Here is an 18484-nt window from a genome sequence, read left to right on the forward strand (position 1 = left end):
TGGTATATACTAATCTTACCTTGCATTATTAGTAAAAGAATTATATTAATGAATTTAGAATAACAGCTTTTTAGATTTGGCATTGAATACACATTTTGTTCTAATGAATTTGTTTTTTTACAAGTGATAAAAGGGATTATAATTTTCGGAGGTATTAACATGAACGGAACAGTAAAATGGTTCAACGGAGACAAAGGATTTGGTTTTATCACTTCAGAAGAAGGAAATGATGTGTTTGTACATTATTCACAAATTCAAAAAGATGGTTACAAAACTTTAGCTGAAGGCGAAAGAGTTTCTTTCGACGTAGTTGAAGGCGCTAAAGGCCCACAAGCAGAAAACGTAGTAAGCCTATAATTTTGAAGCCGAAACCTGTAGAGAAATCTACAGGTTTTTTTGCGTGAACTAATGAGCCAAGCGAAAATAGAGTTTTCGTAGTACCCATATGATTGAACAGACAAACGGTTTGCCGATTTGGCTGAGAAATCATATGGATACGAAATGAAAGCTTTGCTTTCATTTGGCGAATGGCGCGACCGAGGAATCAGCTTTAGCTGATTTCGAGGTAAGATTCTCACAACGAAACCGGAAAGTAGAAAGCGGAAATTAAGCTACCCAAGGGAAGTTACCTAAGGGTGGCTTTTTTATTCAATAGGATACTCCTGCTTTAGATTCTAGCTCCTGCCAGTCATCCTGAGCGCAAACGAAGGATCTTACTTTTTCTCACCTAAAGGCGAGGAATTTTTCCGCTTTCCACCTTCCGCTTTCCGCTATATATTTTCTAGATAAATCCTACTAAATCGTGTATATTAATAAGATAAGTTACTGAAATTAGAACAAGTGAGGCGAAATGATGGAAGTGAATATAAAAGGATTAGAACTATCTACTCAAATTATGATTGAGGAATCTTTAAGGCGAGGTATTCATGTTGAAATTATAGATCAAAAAGAAAATCTCATTCGATTAGAAAAAGAAGGAAAAGTAGAATATATTCAACAGGCGACGAAGACTTCTGCAGACAGCTATATTGTTGTACTACTTATGGAGAATAAACAGGTCACAAAATTGCTCCTTAAAGAACAAAAGATGAATGTACCCCATGGTGTAGTGATTCATTCTCAAGAAGAGGCTCTACAGGCATATAATGAGTTTGAAGGGCTAGAGATTGTAGTAAAACCAAATTCCACAAACTTTGGACAAGGGGTAGTCATACTAGATGAAAATCGAAAGGTAGAAGATTTTAAAAAAGCTGTAGATTATGCTCTTGCATTAGATAGTACAGTTTTAATTGAAGAATTTTTTAAAGGTAAGGAATATCGATTTTTAGTTATTGGAGATGAATTAGCGGCAGTAGTCCACCGGGTGCCTGCAAATGTAGTCGGCGATGGAAAACACACGATTGAAGAATTAGTAGAAATAAAAAATCGAAACCCTCTTAGGGGTAAAGGATATGTGACACCTTTAGAAAAAATTCAACTAGGAGTAGTAGAAGAGGATTTTTTACTCAAACAAAATTTAACGGAAAAATCTATTTTAGATAAAGATGTGACTGTTTATTTGAGAGAAAACTCAAATGTCAGTACTGGTGGAGATACTATAGATTATACAGACGAAATGCACCCAGGCTATAAAGATATTGCTATAAAAGCTGCAAAAGCTCTAAATGCTAAGATATGTGGCATCGATATTATTCTTAAAGATTATAAAGAAGCACCCACAGAAGATAATTACTGTATTATTGAACTAAACTTCAATCCAGCTCTTCACATGCATAATTTCCCATTTGAAGGAAAGAATAGGCGTGTCGAGGAGAAGGTTTTGGATTTGTTGGGATTTTAGAAAAACAGGTGGTCTGTCGTAGGTTGCGGGCTTGTAACTCCTTACAGTCGCTACAAACCTCGCCAACCTTGACAGGGGTAATACCATTCAATTTATCTTGCCCTTGGGGCCATATAGATTGGGTATTACTCCCAGGTGGTAAGGTGGTGAGCAAAAGCTCAAAAGCTGAAAGCTGAAGGCTGAAGGCGGAAAAAACGATACTCGCCTTTAGGCGAGGTTATGACCTGAGTTGACTGTCCTAGTCATCCTGAGGAGCTCCAGCGACGAAGGATCTTTAGGAATTAAGTGGGTGTATAAATGTATGTAGAAATTGATAATTACAATTTCCACTTTCCGCCTTCCACTTTCCGCTGTTAAAAACTGTTTTAGAAGAGATAATACATGGTATAAATACCCTATGAGCATTAGAGGCTCGTGTTGGAAATACGAAAAAAGGAGGAAACGAAATGTGGAAAGAATTTAAAGAATTTGCAGTAAAGGGAAATATGATTGATTTAGCTGTGGGTGTCGTTGTCGGTGGTGCCTTTGGAAAAATAGTAACATCGTTAGTTACTGATATCATTACACCCTTAGTGGGATTATTATTAGGAAATATTGATTTATCTAATTTGTTCTTGACTTTAGGACCAGGGGACTTCCCTACGTTAGCTCTAGCAGAAAAGGCCAAAGTACCTACTTTAAAATATGGACTATTTTTAAATAATGTTATTGATTTCTTAATTATTGCCTTTTCCATCTTTATCGTTATAAAACAGCTTAATCGATTTAAACGAAAAGAAGTTGAAGAAGAAGTCGCTGTCACTACAAAGGCTTGTGATTACTGTTATAGTGAGATACATATAGATGCAACGAGATGTCCTCATTGTACATCCGAGTTGAATTAACAATAGTTAAACGATTGTTGAACGGTCGTTAAACCATAGTTAAACAATTGTTCAACTACTGTTCGACTATTGTTCAACGATTGCTCCACTATTGTTCCAAATAATAAAATATTCACCTATGAATGTGGACATACTAATATCAAATGATTTAAAGGAGATGTTAGTATGACGAAAGATAGCCAACCAGATAAAAAAAGGTAAGAAAAGAAAAGGCAAATGGGCAAACTCCAATTACTCAAGAAGCTCAAAATCACAATCCAAATGCTAAAAAACAATCTGTCGAAAATAATGATGTATAATGTCCTGAGCTGACGCTCAGGACGAAGGTTGGAAGTTGCAATCTGGGTCAAGCTTCTAGGGTCTTAAGATCCTTCGCTTCGCTCAGGATGACAGGTATATGCGCACCAGACTCCAGTATATGTACACCGAACTCCAGTATATGTACACCGAACTCCAGTATATGTACACCGAACTCCAGAGAATGTACACCGAACCTCAGAGTATGTCATCCTGAGGAGCTTGCGACGAAGGATCTTACATTTTCTCGCCTATAGGCGAGGCTTGTTTTTCTTCCACCTTCCACTTAAAATGAGGTTTTTTAATGAATATCCTATTGCCAAAAGAAATTACATATGCACTAGAAACAATCCAGCAGGCAGGCTTTGAGGCCTTTATCGTTGGTGGATGTGTTCGTGATGTTCTTATTGGGAGAGAAGTTCACGATTTTGATATTACTACTAATACATTACCCCCACAAATTCTTCAATTATTTTCTTCTTTTACAGTGCTTGAAACAGGTATAAAACATGGTACCCTTACTGTAGTCATCAATCATATGCCAATAGAAATTACGACTTATCGAATTGATGGCACCTATACAGATTATCGTCGTCCAGATGGAGTCCTTTTTACAAAGAGCTTAATGGAAGACTTAAAGCGAAGAGACTTTACCATGAATGCCCTAGCCTATAACCCCAAAACAGGTATAATCGATTATTTCAATGGTAAGGAAGATATATATAATAAAATCATTCGGACTGTAGGGAGTCCAGATGAGAGATTTACAGAAGATGGACTCAGGATCATGAGGGCATTACGTTTTTCTGCTGTATTAGGGTTTCGAATTGAGGAGGATACGAAAAAGAGCATACATACTTATAAAGATAAACTGAAATACATTTCAATAGAGCGGATTACTTCAGAGTTTTCTAAGATGATTTGTGGTCAATATGTAGAAGAAGTTCTTCTAGAATTCTGGGATGTAATAGACGTAATCATCCCTGAATTATCGATACAATCAAAGGATGATCGTGCATACAAACTTTCCGTAAAAACTCTTGTTAATACACCACCTATCTTGTATCTACGAATGGCAACTCTACTTCACAGTATAAGTAAGCAAGCGATATTGTCTTATGAAAAAGAGGAAAATATAGATAATAATCACTCTTCAGAAAAAAGTGCCTTTATAGTAAAGAAAATACTTCAAGATATGCGCTTTGATAAGGAAACCACTAATAGAGTCTATACTCTAATTTTCTATTATGATTTAGATTTAATTGAAGATAAACCCTATATAAAAAAGTGGATGAATAAACTAACGCCTAAAGTCCTAAAAGAACTATTACAACTAAGAAGGGCAAAGTCCCTCTCTCAAAATTCTAAAGATGATAAGGAATTAGGTAAAATTAGTACAATTAACTATTTGATAGATGAGATTATTGCGAGTAAAAGCTGTTATTCTATAAAAGGCTTAGCAATTAATGGACAAGATCTAATAAAAGCAGGAATCCCACAAGGTAAATTAATAGGTGAAATATTACAGAAGATTTTGGAAGAGGTTATTGAGGAAAAAGTGGATAATAACAAGAAAGACTTGCTTCATTTAGCGAAGCATATATATGGAGAAGGTGGTCAGCAAATATGCGACTTACATCGTAGTGAACAATGAATAATGAGCAATATAAGGATTTAGTAAGTCGCATATTTGTGCTGTTCCGTGTTCAATGTTCATTGTTCATTGAAGGTTTTGTATTCGGTTCTAAGTGATCGCTCATTATGTAGTTTATACGCTATAGTTCGTTTGTAGGGATCCTTCGCTTCGCTCCAGGATGACAATAGCAGGAGCTTGGGTCTTTATCTCGCCCGAAGGCGAGTAATGATTTTGCTGACCACCTGACCACCTAGACCACCTTATTTTAGCTTCAACTTCGCCAACGCATCCGCTAAAGCCGTATTAACCTCAGGCTGATCTTGATTATTCTTCTTTAGATATTTTTGTGCTTCTTTCTTTGTAATAGTCTTCTTCTCTGAATTCTTGCGCTTGTTAAAGGAACTTAATTTTTCCCTGTAGCCACATTTACAAGTAAAGATCTGACCTTCTCCTTGACCTTGTAGTGTAAGCCTTTTTTGGCACTGAGGGCATCTTGCGTTTGTGGTCTTGCTTATTCGTTTACGTGTTCCACACTCTCGGTCTATACACACTAGGACCGTGCCAAACTTATCCTTTTGTTCTAGCATGTGTTTTGCGCAGTTAGGGCACTTTTCACCAGTAATATTGTCGTGGACAAACTTACCCGTATCTGTTTTGATTTCCTGTATCATGTCTTTAGTATAAACTTTTATGTCCTCTATAAATTTCTTCTTTGCCAATTTTCCGTTTTTTATAGCATCTAATTTAAGTTCCCAAGTTCCCGTTAGGTCTGGAGATTTTAAATCTTCCGGTGCCAAATCTAAGAGCTGGCGCCCTTTACTAGTGGTAATAATATCTTTTCCCTTTTTTTCTACGTAGAATTTATGAAAGATCTTCTCAATAATATCCGCCCGAGTAGCTACTGTACCAAGGCCTCCTGTCTCGCCTAATACCTTTGCAATTTTGCTGTTTTTTTGGTCCATGTACTTTGCAGGGTTTTCCATGGCAGATAGAAGTGTTGCCTCGTTAAAAAGGGGAGGAGGTGATGTCTGACCTTGTACTTTATGAATACTCTTAATGTCAATAAAAGAATTTTCTTCTAGAGGGCGTAAAGATACCTCTTTGTTTTCTTGTAGATTCTGATCTTTAGAGTACACCTCTTTCCAACCTAATTGAATAGGATGATTTCCTGTAGCTACAAAGATTTCACCACATACTTCAAGTTCAATGAGAAGCTGTTCGTATTTGTAAGGAGGAAATAATACAGAGAGAAAGCGCTTTACAACCAAATCAAATATCTTTCTTTCAGCATCAGAAAGGCTTGACAATATTACCTTTTCTTCCGTAGGGATAATGGCATGGTGATCGCTTACTTTGCTATTGTCTACAAAGTGTTTGCTTCCTTTAATTGGCATGTGGATCTGTCTTATAAAGGAGGAATAAGATTGTACTCTTACGGCATCTAGACGCTCCGACAATGTAGAGACCATATCTGTAGTCAAATATCTAGAATCTGTTCTAGGGTAGGTTAGTACCTTGTGATTTTCATATAGTCGCTGGGCGATAGATAGGGTTTCCTTAGCAGAAAAATCAAATAATCTATTGGCATCTCTTTGTAATTCCGTTAGATCATAGAGGAGAGGTGAATAAGAAGATTTTTCCTTTGTATCTACTTTTATCACTTTTGCCTGAACTTGACCTTGAAATTTCCCTAGGAGATTTTGAAGTTTATTCTCGTCAAAGATTCGACTTTCATTTGTCTTTTGGTTTTTCCATAAAAAAGAGTTGCTGTTTGCGCTAAGCTCAACTTCCCAGTAATTCTTAGGAACAAAATCCTTTATTTCCTTTTCTCGTGTGGCGATTAAATTAAGGGTTGGAGTCTGTACCCGGCCACAGGAAAGCTGTGCGTTATATTTACACGTTAAGGCCCTTGTAGCATTTATTCCTACAATCCAATCTGCTTCTGCTCTAGCTAAGGCAGAATAATATAAATTGTCGTAATTTCTACCATCCTTTAAGTGATTAAATCCATCTTTTATGGCCTTATCTGTAACAGAGGAGATCCACAAACGTTTCATAGGCTTTTGGCAGTGTGCTTTTTCAGTAATCCACCTAGCCACCAGTTCTCCTTCTCGACCAGCATCTGTGGCTATAATGATTTCTGTAACATCCTTTCGGTTTAGTTGCTTTTTAACAGCGTGAAATTGTTTGTTGGATTTTTTTATGACGTCTAATTTAAACGGAGAAGGCATCATAGGCAAGTCTTCTATATTCCATGATTTATATTTTTCATCATATCTTTCAGGAGATGCTAATTCTACCAGATGTCCTAAGGCCCAAGTCACGATGTACTCATTTCCTTCTATAAATCCTTCACCCTTTTTATTGCATTTTAGTACTCTTGCTATATCACGACCTACAGAAGGTTTTTCTGCTAATACTAATTTTTTACTCATTGTAGTTTCCTTTCGACTTCATTCTATAGCTTAGTATACCACAATTAGATTGTTAATTATTGATGTCCTTCTGCGCTAATTGCAATTTTATCTTGATCTGAAGCAAGGAAAATGCGATTAATGGAATCATTACGAAATTTACAAGGGTAATATATTGTAAAGCATTTAATAGCCTAAAGAAGAGCAAGGAATCTCTAACAGCAAAATGAGTACAGACAAATACAAGAGCAGAAAGAATGTAAATAACATATTTTCTTTGCTTTTGTGTTATGCCGTATGTCTTAAGAATGAGTAAAATTCCGTAAAAAGTGATACAGTATTTTAGAATCCAGCCCCCTACAGTTTGAAGCATAACGTATAGCTCTCCAAAGTCAAAAAATTGATAAAAGCTCACTAGTTGGGTCTGCAGTAATTTAGGATAATTCATGGTAATTGCTCGTTCTGGAGTAAAGGTCATGAGTATGCCCATTGCGGAGACGATTTCCATCTGAATGAGATAGATGAGAGCGCTCACTACGGCTATAGTCATTTTGTTTCTCTTATCTTGTATATAGCTTAAATAAGGAAATACGATAGAAAGGTGCCCATATAATCCTAATGTCTCTAGTATGCAGATGAGAAAGCCTTTTGTAATGCCGTTTTCAAAAATAGGAAATAAAAGCTCTACTTTCTTATCTGGGGTAGTTAAGGCACCTAAATTAATTCCTGCAATTGAGATGAGGATAATTCCCACGATAGAAATGGTTATTATAGCGGATATTTTTTTATTTACTACGTACATGGCTGGCAGGACAAAAAATAGCCCGTAATACCATTTAGGTGTTTCAATGCTCATATGATTATGCATAGCATCTGCTTCTACGCCAGCGCTTTCGATTAAAATTAAAAACGACGTCAGTATAAATAACCCTATGAAAACATTTCCTAGGGTTTCCCCAAATGCTATCCGATATATTTTGACTATATTTTTTTCTTCAGAGGATTTCCAAATTTTCATAAAGTATAGTCCAATTATTAAGATAAGTATTGAAGAGACGATGACCGCTACCCAGGTGTCCCTCCAACCATCTACTAAAAATATCCTAGGATAGGTTTTTAAAGAAATAATGCTGACAGACCATATGAGAAACATCAAGTGATAAGGATTAAATCGATCCATAATTGATACCTCTTATTTAATATTGAGCTACTTATTGTGTAATTAAAATGCATCAGCTGTGCCCTAAGGAGATTATTGCCATGGTAAGCTTGAATCATACTACTATTTTTCGTTTTATCGAATAAAAAAAGAATATCTTCAAAAACTAAAAAGTGTATGGAATGAGGTGATTAGATGGATTTGAGTTTAGAAGTATTGCAACAGAAACTGAACAATAGTTCAGATGTAATCTACCGCAAGATTTATTGTCAAGACGAGTTGATTACGATAGTGGGAATAGAAAATATGATAGATGGCACAAAACTCAGTCAGTACATTATCGAGCCCTTGTTAAATTATAATAAACCAATCTCTGATGTAGAAACCTTGTGCAGGGAATCTATACTCGCTAACCCAGCGTCGGAAGTAAGTTCTATAGAAGAAGCTTTTGAGCACCTCTCTAGTGGGTGTGTACTCTTATTCTTTACTTCTTATACGGAGGTCATCCATTGCAATGTAGCTGGTTTTGCCAAAAGATCAGTAGATATTCCTACATCAGAGGCTACTGTAAAAGGGCCTCGAGAAGGCTTCTCAGAAGATATTCAAGACAATCTCTCCCTTATTCGCCGAAGATTAAAGACATCAGACATGAAGGCAGAAAAATTTAAATTAGGAAAGAAGTCTCTAACATCCTGCTATATGCTTTATATAGAAGGAACTGCACCAGCGGAAGTGGTAAAATACGTGCGAGAAAAGATTGAAGACGTTGCCATTAGTAGAGATTATATCTTTTACTCTAATAATATTGAGGAATCCCTCAAGGCGAAGGGTACGGCATTTGATACAGTAGGCTATTCTGAGAAGCCAGACATCTGTGCACAAAAGATCAGCGAAGGCCGCATCATCATGCTAGTAGATGGAAGCTCTAATGTAGCTATCGTTCCTTATTTTTTTAACGATTCCTTTCAGGTTACAGATGATTATACTATGAATAAATATATGGCAAATACCGCTAGGTTCTTGCGATTTATCTCCTTTTGGGCAGCTACATTAGCACCAGGAATCTATATTGCTTTGGTTACCCATCATTTTCGGTTAATACCAACGATCCTCTTGTTTAAACTGGCAATGTACCGCGCTGTAGTGCCTGTACCCACCATTATAGAGCTCATAATTATGATAGGATTTTTTCAGATCCTTCGAGAAGCTGCTGTGCGATTACCTCAACCTATTGGTTCTACTTTAAGTATTATCGGTGCCTTAATATTAGGAGATGCGGCAGTGGCGTCGGGCTTAGCCTCCCAAATTACCGTTGTAGTTGTAGGAATTACATCTATATGCTCTTATCTTGTGCCGAAGCTGTATATTGCAATTTTTTACTGGAATACGCTCATAGTAATTTTATCCGCCCTCTTAGGATTGCCAGGTTTCTATACAGGCTTTGTCATGCTCATTGCCCATATGGCAGATTTAAATACAGTGGGATATCCTTATGCTAATCCAATAGCAACTAGGAGCGTGCTTAAGTACCAAGATCTTATTTATAGGGGGACTTTAAATGAAATAGGGAATCCCATATTTTTTGATGAGGGGGGTGAGAACGAATGAAGAAAAGGTTATTATATATTATGCTCACCTTTTCTCTTGTTTTCAGTGGATGCTATGGCTATAAAGACATGAATAAGGTAAATTTTGTCGCCTCAGGATTAATTGACGAAGATGAATCGGGTAATGTAATCCTTTATAGTGAGGTGTTTTCTGGTGATAGAGGCAATACTACCCAAGGTGCTACAAGCAAGCGAATAGTCCTTGAAGGAAGAGGAGCTACTATAAATCAAGCGTTCTATACTATGCAAAGGTCGTCCACTTACCCCATGGCCTACGATGTAATGAAGGCCCTTATATTTACAGAGAGACTAGCGAAGCATGGTCTTACAGATCATTTAGATACGATACTTCGAAATCAAAAGCCTACAATAAAAATATTTGCCTTTATATTAGAAGGAGATCCTGTAGAATTTTTAAGTACTCGTCTTCAAGATGAACAGTTTACCGGGATATTTTTAGAAGATATGATGGTCATGCAGAAGGATCAGCAAGAGATTTTGCCCATACGCCTCAATGAGTTTTATAATGAGCGGATACAATCTGGAAGAATAAGCCTCCTTCCTACCGTTGCACTATGTCAGGAACCAGAAGAAAAGAGAATTACTACGACAGGAGCAGCTATACTAAAGGAGGATAAAATGGTGGGAAAATTAGATACTAAAGAGCTAGCAGTTTACCAGTCCATGATCAATAATATTAAAGAAAGCAATCTCACCATAGAAAATCCAGAAGATAGCGGCCATTTGATCTCACTTCTAATTTTAAAAAATAAGGCAAAACAAGATATTGAGTACGATGGAGAAAAGGTCATCTTAAAAATGCAGATAGACTTGCTCACATCTATTATGGGGATAGAAGGTAATACTAAAATAATGGATAAGGAAAAAGAAATTGTTGAGGCAGCGTCTAAGGAAGTGGAAAAGAGAGGAAAGGAGTTGTTTTATAAGTTCCAAGAACAAAATATTGACCTCTTTCACATAGGGACGGATCTTAGTCGAAAATACCCAAATGTTCATGTGCCAAATATTTTAGAAAATGCAGAAATTGAATTAGATGTGCAAGTTAGAATAGAATCTAGTCAGAATATTACAGATTTTCAGCGATAATTCATAAAATAGTGAAATACAGCGAATGGCTTTTCTCTTGCATAAAAAATACCCCTATAGTATTATTATACTAATCAGTTTATACATGAGGGCAAGCTCCTGCTTTAAGTCTTAAAGTAGGAGCCTTACTCTATAGTAATGAGTGAAAAATTAAGGATTGGTAGGTGTTAAATATGAGTACATATGAAGCGGCAAGTAAAGCCAAAAGGGCATCAATAGATTTAGCAGCATGTGATACGGATTGCAAAGATAAAGCTTTGCTTGAAATAGCAAGTGAACTCAAAAGCAGGATGAAAGATGTTTTACAGGCAAATGCAGAGGATCTGGAAAGAAGTGAAAAAGAGAACTTGCCTGCACCACTTCTAAAGAGGTTAAAATTTGATGAAAGCAAGATTATGGACGTTATTGCTGGTATTGAAAGTTTGAGAAAACTGCCAGAGCCTGTTGGAAAGACTCTTGCGTCTACTGCCTTAGATACGGATTTAGAATTATATAAAGTTAGTTGCCCTATTGGGGTTATTGGGGTTATTTTTGAATCAAGACCAGATGCGTTAGTTCAAATTTCTACTCTTTGTTTAAAAAGTGGAAATGCGGTTATCTTAAAGGGGGGGAGCGAAGCCCACAATACGAACCGAATTTTATGGGAAATCATTAAAACAGCTACAGAAAGAGCTGGTCTGCCAAAAGGATGGATTCAGCTTATTGAAACGCGAGAAGACGTGAATGCTATGTTAAAGTTAGATGACTATATTGATTTGATTATACCAAGAGGGTCCAATGAGTTCGTAAAATGGATTATGGAAAACTCCAATATCCCTGTATTAGGTCATGCAGATGGTATTTGCCACGCTTATGTAGATGAAAACGCAGATTTAGATATGGCTGTAAATGTAGTCTTAGACTCAAAGACCCAATACGTAGCCGTATGCAATGCAACAGAGACATTACTTGTCCACGCTAATATTGCTAAAAGATTTTTGCCACTTCTTAAAAAAGGGATGGAAGCAAAAAACGTAGAGCTAGTAGGGGACGAAAGAGTGCGAGAGTTTATCCCTGTAGGTGTAGCTACGGAAGAAGATTGGGAGACGGAGTATTTAGATTATAAGTTGTCTATAAAAATTGTAGACAGTTTGTTAGAAGCGATTGAACACATTAACACCTATAGTTCTGGTCATACGGAAGCTATTATTACAGAGGACAAGGAACGGGTAGAAACCTTTATGAATTTAGTAGACTCTGGTAATGTCTTTTGGAATTGCTCCACTAGATTTAGTGATGGATTCCGCTATGGATTTGGCGCAGAAGTAGGTATTAGCACCAATAAAATCCACGCTAGGGGACCTGTAGGCTTAGAAGGTCTTTTAATTTACAAATATAAGATGATTGGACATGGTAATATTGTAGGAGATTATGAAAGCCATAAAAGGACCTACAAGCATACGAAATTAGATAAAGAATTTAAGCTCTAAACAAAATAGACTATATAAAAAAAGTTATCTCATTAAAAATGAGATAACTTTTTTTAGCGGCGAGCGATCAGCTATCAGGATCGGGTATTCCTTTTGGGTCAACAATGTGCCTTCGGCACTTAAAGAGACGCACGAATCAAACATTAGCTAACTACTCAGTCATTCTTGAGCACAGCGAAGAATCTTCACCTCTAAACCGACTCAAAAGGAATACTCCAAAGCTGGTGACTAGAGACTAATGACTGAAAGTGCCAAGGGCACTTTCCTGTCATATTTCTGCCACAATCTTTGACTATAATCATCTCAAAGAAAGAAATAGAAAGGATGATTAGAGTAATCATAAACCGATATGTAAATAAGAAAATAGATGAAAAGACGTATCCAAGAACGAAAAAGGTTCTTAACAAATACGAGGAGTGATAATATGATGGGTAGAGGATTTTATGCAAATGGAGCTTGTTTTGCTGGTGGAGGCTTATGGGGCTCACTTATGATGTTAGGCTTATTTTTGCTAACAGCTGCATTGGTCATCTGGGCTGTAAAAATATTTACATCAAAGGATCATCAAATGATAGAGGAATTAAAAATGAAGTTTGTTTTAGGAGAGATTACAGAAGAAGAATATCTAAAGAAAAAAGAAGTATTAAAAAGAAAGTGAGTGGATTGGATTGAAAAAAGGAATTGTTTTATTGATTATTGTGGGTTTCTTGTTCATGGCTACAGGAATTGTGGGAAGCGTACTAATTCAAAATTCCTTAGAAGATATGGTTCAATCAACCGAAAATGAAGAATATGAAGTAAGTGGGGGTACAGGAAGAGGAAGGCAAGGTATGGGAATGCAATACTTTAGAAATAATGAAGACTGCCCCTATTATAATTAACTAAAAAGTACAAAGTTAATTAGTCGCTTACGAAAAACCTTATAAGTTGTAATGTTGGAAGTGAAAACAATTGTTTTAACATAGAACTTACAACGTACAACTTAGAACTAAAGCGCCTCATGGCGCTTTAAAAAAGGCAACCTTAAAGGTTGTCCTTTTCTAGTTATAGAGTTAAACTTAAAATTAAGATATAATCTAATACAGTGAGAGGAGCTTTTTATGTACAATGTCCTTGTGGTAGAAGATGAAAAGGAGATACAAGAGATTATTAGTAAATACCTAACTCGTGAAGGATATCATGTTTACTCTGCTGACGATGGAATCAATGCTTTAGCTATTTTTTATGATCAAAGAATAGATATCGTGATTCTAGATATTATGATGCCAGGTATAGATGGATTTGAGGTTTTAGAAGAGATCAGAAAGGTATCTCAAATTCCTATTATTATGCTGACGGCAAAGCAGGAAGAGGTAGATCGGCTTCAGGGTTTTGATCTTGGGGCAGATGACTATGTTATAAAGCCATTTAGCCCGAGGGAATTGATGAAGAGAGTTCATGTGCTTATTAAGCGGGTGTACTCCCATAAAGAGCGTGAGCATATTCTTCATATCCATCCTTTTGAATTACATGTGGACAGCCATAAATTATTTAAAGGTAAAATGGAAATACCAATTACTTCCATGGAATTTAATTTACTATATGTATTTTTTCATAATGTGGGCATGGTTTTATCTAGAGATCAACTTATTGAAAAAGCTCTCGGAAATGATTATGAGGGGTATGATAGAAGCATTGATACGTATATTAAGAGAATACGCCATAAGATAGAAGAGGATTCTAAAAATCCTCAGTATCTAAAGACTAGGTATGGTGCAGGTTATGTATTCGAAGGAAATGAACATGAGCATTAAAAAGCAATGGTTAATTACACTAATCCTCATAGCCACGATAGCAATTATCACCAATTCCGCACTTTACAGCATACTAATTGACAAATATTTTGTCCGTTATATTGGACAAAATTACGAAAAACAAATGAAAGAAATTCAAGAGTATGCTGAGTTTATTTTACACAATGAGCTCATAACTAAAAAACAAATGCAAATGGAAATGCAGAAGTATTTAGATGATCCCATAACTGAGATATCCATTTACGATTCAACCGGGCAAATCATCCTCTCTGCTAAGAAAATGGGTATGGGTAGAATGCATAGACAGATGATGGGACGAGAGAACTCAGAAGTAAGAGATGAATACAATTTAGAAGATGGCCAAAATAGTATTGGAAAACTCATTATCACTAGGCAGGGATCCATTGAGGATTCGGTTACTTCTATATTATTTAAAAAGGAATTGTTGAATACGAGCTTAATATCAGGTGGAATTGTCTTACTCATGGCCTTGGTGGTAAGTATTCTCATCAGCAGAAAAACTGCCAAGGACTTAATGAACACGGCTAATTATGCCAAGGGTTTAGATTTAAATTTAGAAGAGGAGCTTCCACTATCTCATATTACAGAGATTACAGAAATTCAAAACAGCTTGGTTCTATTAGCTACAAAACTGAGGATGAAGGAAAAGGCGAGAAAGCAAAAGCTCGACACGGTAGTTCATCAAGGAAGAACACCCTTAACTATCATGAAATCTCAATTAGAAGGGGCTGTAGATGGTATTGTGACAATGGATGAAAACCGACTAGAGAGTTTGATAAATCAGGTGGACACATTAACAGATGTAATAGGGAATCTAAAGGAGATATTTGAAATAGAACAAGCAAAAGATCCCTTAAAGATTGAAACTTTTGATCTAACAGAAGAAATCAACAAAATAATAAAGGGATTTAAACTGCAATTTGAAGACAAGGGAGTAAGATTAGCATTTCTAGGAGAGAAGGGGATTGTTGGGACTACAGATAGATACCTTCTGACTCAAGGGATCTATAATATTTTAACCAATGCTTATAAATTCACTCCTAAGGGTGGAAAAGTTCAACTAGACATAAAAAAAGTGGGAGATCGAATTGAATTAAAAATAATGGATACAGGTATTGGAATTCCTAAGGATAACCTTTTGACTGTATTTAATCCTTACGTACGTGGTTCTAATGTTGGAAAGATAACAGGTCAAGGATTAGGACTGTTCGTAGTAAAGAACAATATAGAACGAGTTGGTGGAAGAGTTGACGTTTCCTCAGTAGAAGGGAAAGGAACGACTTTTGTTGTAAATATTCCTAGTACAATACAAGACGAATAATGATTAAGCTATCTTTTTAATAGGATAGCTTTTCTTGTTTAGTCATGATTAGCATGGAGTTTAAGAAATTCTTAAGAATTATGTAGATTATTTGTAATAGTACTCTGTTAGAATAAAAGTGAAGTAGTGATGATGAAATTTTAGGGGGAAAAGTATGGATGATTTAAAGGTTTTAGTATGTGATGATGATGTAGCCATATTGGATGCTATAGAGATTTTTTTAAAACAAGAAAATTATACTGTCTTTAGGGCAACAAATGGCATAGAAGCTCTTACTATATTAGAGGAAAATGAAATTCATTTGATTATATTAGATATTATGATGCCAAAGCTCGATGGACTTTCTGCCATGATCAGAATTCGAAAGAATGAAAATGTACCTATTATTCTATTATCTGCAAAATCAGAAGATACGGATAAAATAGTAGGACTTAATATGGGTGCAGATGATTATGTGACAAAACCTTTTAATTCCTTAGAATTAATGGCTAGGGTAAAATCTCAGATGCGAAGGTATACTCGCTTAGGGAGCATTGCCCCTAAAGCTAGTGTACTTCGAACAGGAGGATTAGAACTAGATACAGAGGCAAAGGAGCTGACTGTAGATGGAGAAGCAGTTAAACTGACGGCTACGGAATACGGTATCTTAGAATACCTTATGGAAAATATGGGTAGAGTATTTTCTTCCAATCAAATTTATGAGAGAGTCTGGAACGAAATCTCCTATGGTGTGGAAAACACAGTATCTGTTCATATTCGAAGAATTCGAGAGAAAATAGAAATCAATCCAAAGGAACCAAAATATTTAAAGGTGGTGTGGGGTATTGGATACAAGATCGAAAAGCTTTAGTTTATATGGTTTACTTAAGTTTATACTTGTAATCATTATGATAGCTAGTGTATTTGTACTGCATCCAGCAGGAAGTTATTTAAGAGATTTAGGGACCGCCAAAAAGTATAGTGAATCTGATGAATTTCAAGAGAGATATAATGATTTAATACACAATATTACTGAATATTATGTAGAATTAAAATCAGAAGAGAATATTAAATCCATGGAAGAGAATTTGCGAAAAGATAAGATAAGAGATCACTACGGTGTTTTAGAGGAATCTGCTAGTACTGAGGGGATCGTTATTGATGAACCCTTTGTAAAAGAGCAGGTAGACTCAGAGATACAAAACAAATTTGATCGTCTTTATAGAATTGAGCAAAATCTTTCTAACAATGTAAATTTTCTATACTATATAGAAAATTTTAATACAGAGGAAGTTTATACGAATATAGAAGATAATAACCCTATAGAGTTTTTAAAAAATCAAACAAATTATGCGTATTTCGATCAATATCGAGCAGATAATAAAGGATATTATAATTATAATAGCAATATCATGGAGATGTTAAAGGGAACAGATTACAAAGTTCATACTGCTGTTTATAAATCCCTTCGTATGGGAGATGAATTCTTTGTTGAAGGTACAGAATTTAATAGGAATTTGAGTATTTATCCAAAAGTGAGATCCATATTTATTGCTGCTGTAATTACTTTTATTCTAAGCCTAGGAATCCTAGTGCGAATTATAGGGAGAAATAGCAATGGAAATATAATTCCTAGAAAATCTATGAAGATATACAATGAAATACAAATTATAATAGCGCTGTTTGCTATTGTAATTTTGAGATCTTCCGTAGAGTTTATATTTGCCACGGGCTTAGGAGATATTTTTACACGTGATTATAGAAGCGAAGTTTTATTAGCCTCATATATGAATGTGTTTTTATTGCTAGGTTTATCGTTTCTAAGGCAGCTAAAGAACAAAAGCTTATTGACCAATACGATAAGTCATAATTTGTTTAAAGTATGTTTTCGAACGAAGTTCTTCATAGGAATTTTAATATCTTTCATAATATATGTAATAGCTAATGGCATTATTGTAATCCTCATGTTTGCAAGCGGCAATGGTATTATTAGTCTTGCAGCCTTTTTAGGGTTTGTAGCTTTTAATATATACGCCTTTTTATATGTACAAAAAACCCTTAGTTCACTAGAAAAGATTATGAGTATAACAAAAGAATACGCATATGGTAATTATACAGAAAAATACAATGAAGAAGATATCGTCGTTCCTTTTAGAGGTTTTTATGGAGACATCGTGAGAATCAAAGATGGAATGAAAGAGGCTGTAAATAATGCCATAAAAGGAGAGCGGCTAAAGACAGAGCTCATTACTAATGTATCTCACGACTTAAAGACACCTCTTACATCTATTATCAATTATGTGGACCTTTTGAAGCGGGAAGATTTGCAAGGTGAAAATACAAGGGAATACGTAAGTATACTAGAGGAAAAGTCAAATCGACTAAAACAATTAATTGATGATTTATTAGAGGCGAGCAAGGCATCAAGTGGCAATTTAAATGTAGAATTGCAAACTTTAGATCTTAATGAACTAGTACAACAATCCATTGGAGAATACGAGGAAAAATTGCAGGAGAAGAATATCGAAATCAGAGCAAATGCCATCGTAGAAGATATACTTATACAAGCAGATGGCAAGCATATGTGGCGAATAGCAGAAAACTTATTTACTAATGTTATTAAATACACCATGCCCTATACGAGAGTGTATATTGAAACAGATGTAGAAGATGGCTATGGAAGAATTATCATGAAAAACGTATCTGCTCAAGCCTTAGATATAAGTCCAGAAGAACTAACACAAAGATTTGTGCGAGGTGAGGAATCTAGGACTACAGAAGGTTCAGGACTGGGATTGTCTATAGCACAAAGTTTAACTGCTATTCAAGGAGGCAAATTTAGCATCAATATAGACGGGGATTTGTTTAAAGTAACAATAGAGATGCCCCTGAGTCAGTCATCCTGAGCGTCAGCGAAGGATCTCTACAAATGAACGACGAAGAGCAAGTAATAGATA

Annotated in this window: 15 protein-coding genes; 13 read left to right on the plus strand and 2 right to left on the minus strand. The window is 35.7% G+C overall.

The genetic code is table 11. The annotated features are described in order from the left end of the window. Positions 1–159 precede the first annotated feature (159 nt). The 4 genes from Q7P22_RS00250 to Q7P22_RS00265 all read left to right on the plus strand — a co-directional run bounded on the left by Q7P22_RS00250 (position 160) and on the right by Q7P22_RS00265 (position 4675). Positions 160–357 (plus strand): cold shock domain-containing protein, encoded by a 198-nt coding sequence (locus Q7P22_RS00250; protein ID WP_113920272.1) that lies wholly within the window; start codon positions 160–162, stop codon positions 355–357. A 493-nt stretch (positions 358–850) separates the two neighbouring features. Next, a complete protein-coding gene (gene gshAB / locus Q7P22_RS00255; RefSeq protein WP_303859566.1) occupies positions 851–1840 on the plus strand; it encodes a bifunctional glutamate--cysteine ligase GshA/glutathione synthetase GshB in 990 nt (329 codons plus the stop codon). 446 nt (positions 1841–2286) lie between these two features. After that, a complete protein-coding gene (gene mscL / locus Q7P22_RS00260; RefSeq protein ID WP_303859567.1) occupies positions 2287–2724 on the plus strand; it encodes a large conductance mechanosensitive channel protein MscL in 438 nt (145 codons plus the stop codon). A 601-nt stretch (positions 2725–3325) separates the two neighbouring features. Beyond that, the gene (locus Q7P22_RS00265; protein ID WP_303859568.1) at positions 3326–4675 is read left to right on the plus strand and encodes a CCA tRNA nucleotidyltransferase; all 1350 of its coding nucleotides are present in this window, start codon (positions 3326–3328) and stop codon (positions 4673–4675) included. A 242-nt stretch (positions 4676–4917) separates the two neighbouring features. Here Q7P22_RS00265 and Q7P22_RS00270 read toward each other — a convergent pair whose 3' ends face one another. Together Q7P22_RS00270 and Q7P22_RS00275 are read right to left on the minus strand one after the other, a co-directional pair. Then, on the minus strand, positions 4918–7092 hold the full coding sequence (locus Q7P22_RS00270; protein WP_303859569.1) for a DNA topoisomerase III: 2175 nt from the start codon (positions 7090–7092) through the stop codon (positions 4918–4920). 52 nt (positions 7093–7144) lie between these two features. After that, the gene (locus tag Q7P22_RS00275; protein WP_303859570.1) at positions 7145–8251 is read right to left on the minus strand and encodes an endospore germination permease; all 1107 of its coding nucleotides are present in this window, start codon (positions 8249–8251) and stop codon (positions 7145–7147) included. A 174-nt stretch (positions 8252–8425) separates the two neighbouring features. Here Q7P22_RS00275 and Q7P22_RS00280 point away from each other — a divergent pair, with 174 nt between their 5' ends. From Q7P22_RS00280 to Q7P22_RS00320, 9 genes are all read left to right on the plus strand, one after another. Then, entirely contained in the window at positions 8426–9838 is a 1413-nt protein-coding gene (locus Q7P22_RS00280) for a spore germination protein (RefSeq protein ID WP_303859571.1), read from the plus strand. Continuing rightward, positions 9835–10944 carry a Ger(x)C family spore germination protein gene (locus Q7P22_RS00285; protein ID WP_303859572.1) on the plus strand — a complete coding sequence of 370 codons (1110 nt, stop codon included), beginning with the start codon at positions 9835–9837 and terminating at the stop codon, positions 10942–10944. The genes Q7P22_RS00280 and Q7P22_RS00285 overlap by 4 nt, the downstream gene beginning before the upstream one ends. 173 nt (positions 10945–11117) lie before the next feature. Next, entirely contained in the window at positions 11118–12413 is a 1296-nt protein-coding gene (locus tag Q7P22_RS00290) for a glutamate-5-semialdehyde dehydrogenase (protein ID WP_113920264.1), read from the plus strand. Positions 12414–12837: 424 nt separating this feature from the next. Beyond that, positions 12838–13071, plus strand: a complete 234-nt coding sequence (locus Q7P22_RS00295) for an SHOCT domain-containing protein (RefSeq protein WP_303859573.1) — start codon at positions 12838–12840, stop codon at positions 13069–13071. Between the two features lie 10 nt (positions 13072–13081). Continuing rightward, complete coding sequence (locus Q7P22_RS00300; RefSeq protein ID WP_113920262.1) at positions 13082–13294, plus strand: hypothetical protein; 213 nt, start codon at positions 13082–13084, stop codon at positions 13292–13294. A gap of 219 nt (positions 13295–13513) precedes the next feature. Next, positions 13514–14206 carry a response regulator transcription factor gene (locus Q7P22_RS00305; RefSeq protein ID WP_113920261.1) on the plus strand — a complete coding sequence of 231 codons (693 nt, stop codon included), beginning with the start codon at positions 13514–13516 and terminating at the stop codon, positions 14204–14206. Beyond that, positions 14196–15548: a HAMP domain-containing sensor histidine kinase gene (locus Q7P22_RS00310; RefSeq protein WP_303859574.1), complete on the plus strand. Its 1353-nt coding sequence runs from the start codon at positions 14196–14198 to the stop codon at positions 15546–15548. Before Q7P22_RS00305 ends, Q7P22_RS00310 begins: the two co-directional genes overlap by 11 nt. 154 nt (positions 15549–15702) lie before the next feature. Then, positions 15703–16398, plus strand: a complete 696-nt coding sequence (locus Q7P22_RS00315; protein ID WP_113920259.1) for a response regulator transcription factor — start codon at positions 15703–15705, stop codon at positions 16396–16398. Continuing rightward, positions 16373–18433, plus strand: a complete 2061-nt coding sequence (locus Q7P22_RS00320; RefSeq protein WP_303859575.1) for a HAMP domain-containing sensor histidine kinase — start codon at positions 16373–16375, stop codon at positions 18431–18433. Before Q7P22_RS00315 ends, Q7P22_RS00320 begins: the two co-directional genes overlap by 26 nt. The last annotated feature ends 51 nt before the right edge of the window (positions 18434–18484 follow it).

This window comes from Alkalibaculum bacchi, from assembly GCF_937875145.1.
GTDB classification, from domain to species: Bacteria; Bacillota; Clostridia; order Eubacteriales; family Alkalibacteraceae; genus Alkalibaculum; species Alkalibaculum bacchi_A.

Coding starts and splice junctions, on each gene's coding strand:
- Q7P22_RS00310 (WP_303859574.1), top strand. CDS start 14,196: ATGAGCATTAAAAAGCAATGGTTAATTACACTAATCCTCATAGCCACG.
- Q7P22_RS00285 (WP_303859572.1), top strand. CDS start 9,835: ATGAAGAAAAGGTTATTATATATTATGCTCACCTTTTCTCTTGTTTTC.
- Q7P22_RS00265 (WP_303859568.1), top strand. CDS start 3,326: ATGAATATCCTATTGCCAAAAGAAATTACATATGCACTAGAAACAATC.
- Q7P22_RS00270 (WP_303859569.1), bottom strand. CDS start 7,092: ATGAGTAAAAAATTAGTATTAGCAGAAAAACCTTCTGTAGGTCGTGAT.
- Q7P22_RS00295 (WP_303859573.1), top strand. CDS start 12,838: ATGATGGGTAGAGGATTTTATGCAAATGGAGCTTGTTTTGCTGGTGGA.
- Q7P22_RS00275 (WP_303859570.1), bottom strand. CDS start 8,251: ATGGATCGATTTAATCCTTATCACTTGATGTTTCTCATATGGTCTGTC.
- Q7P22_RS00305 (WP_113920261.1), top strand. CDS start 13,514: ATGTACAATGTCCTTGTGGTAGAAGATGAAAAGGAGATACAAGAGATT.
- Q7P22_RS00250 (WP_113920272.1), top strand. CDS start 160: ATGAACGGAACAGTAAAATGGTTCAACGGAGACAAAGGATTTGGTTTT.
- Q7P22_RS00315 (WP_113920259.1), top strand. CDS start 15,703: ATGGATGATTTAAAGGTTTTAGTATGTGATGATGATGTAGCCATATTG.
- gshAB (WP_303859566.1), top strand. CDS start 851: ATGATGGAAGTGAATATAAAAGGATTAGAACTATCTACTCAAATTATG.
- Q7P22_RS00290 (WP_113920264.1), top strand. CDS start 11,118: ATGAGTACATATGAAGCGGCAAGTAAAGCCAAAAGGGCATCAATAGAT.
- Q7P22_RS00280 (WP_303859571.1), top strand. CDS start 8,426: ATGGATTTGAGTTTAGAAGTATTGCAACAGAAACTGAACAATAGTTCA.
- mscL (WP_303859567.1), top strand. CDS start 2,287: ATGTGGAAAGAATTTAAAGAATTTGCAGTAAAGGGAAATATGATTGAT.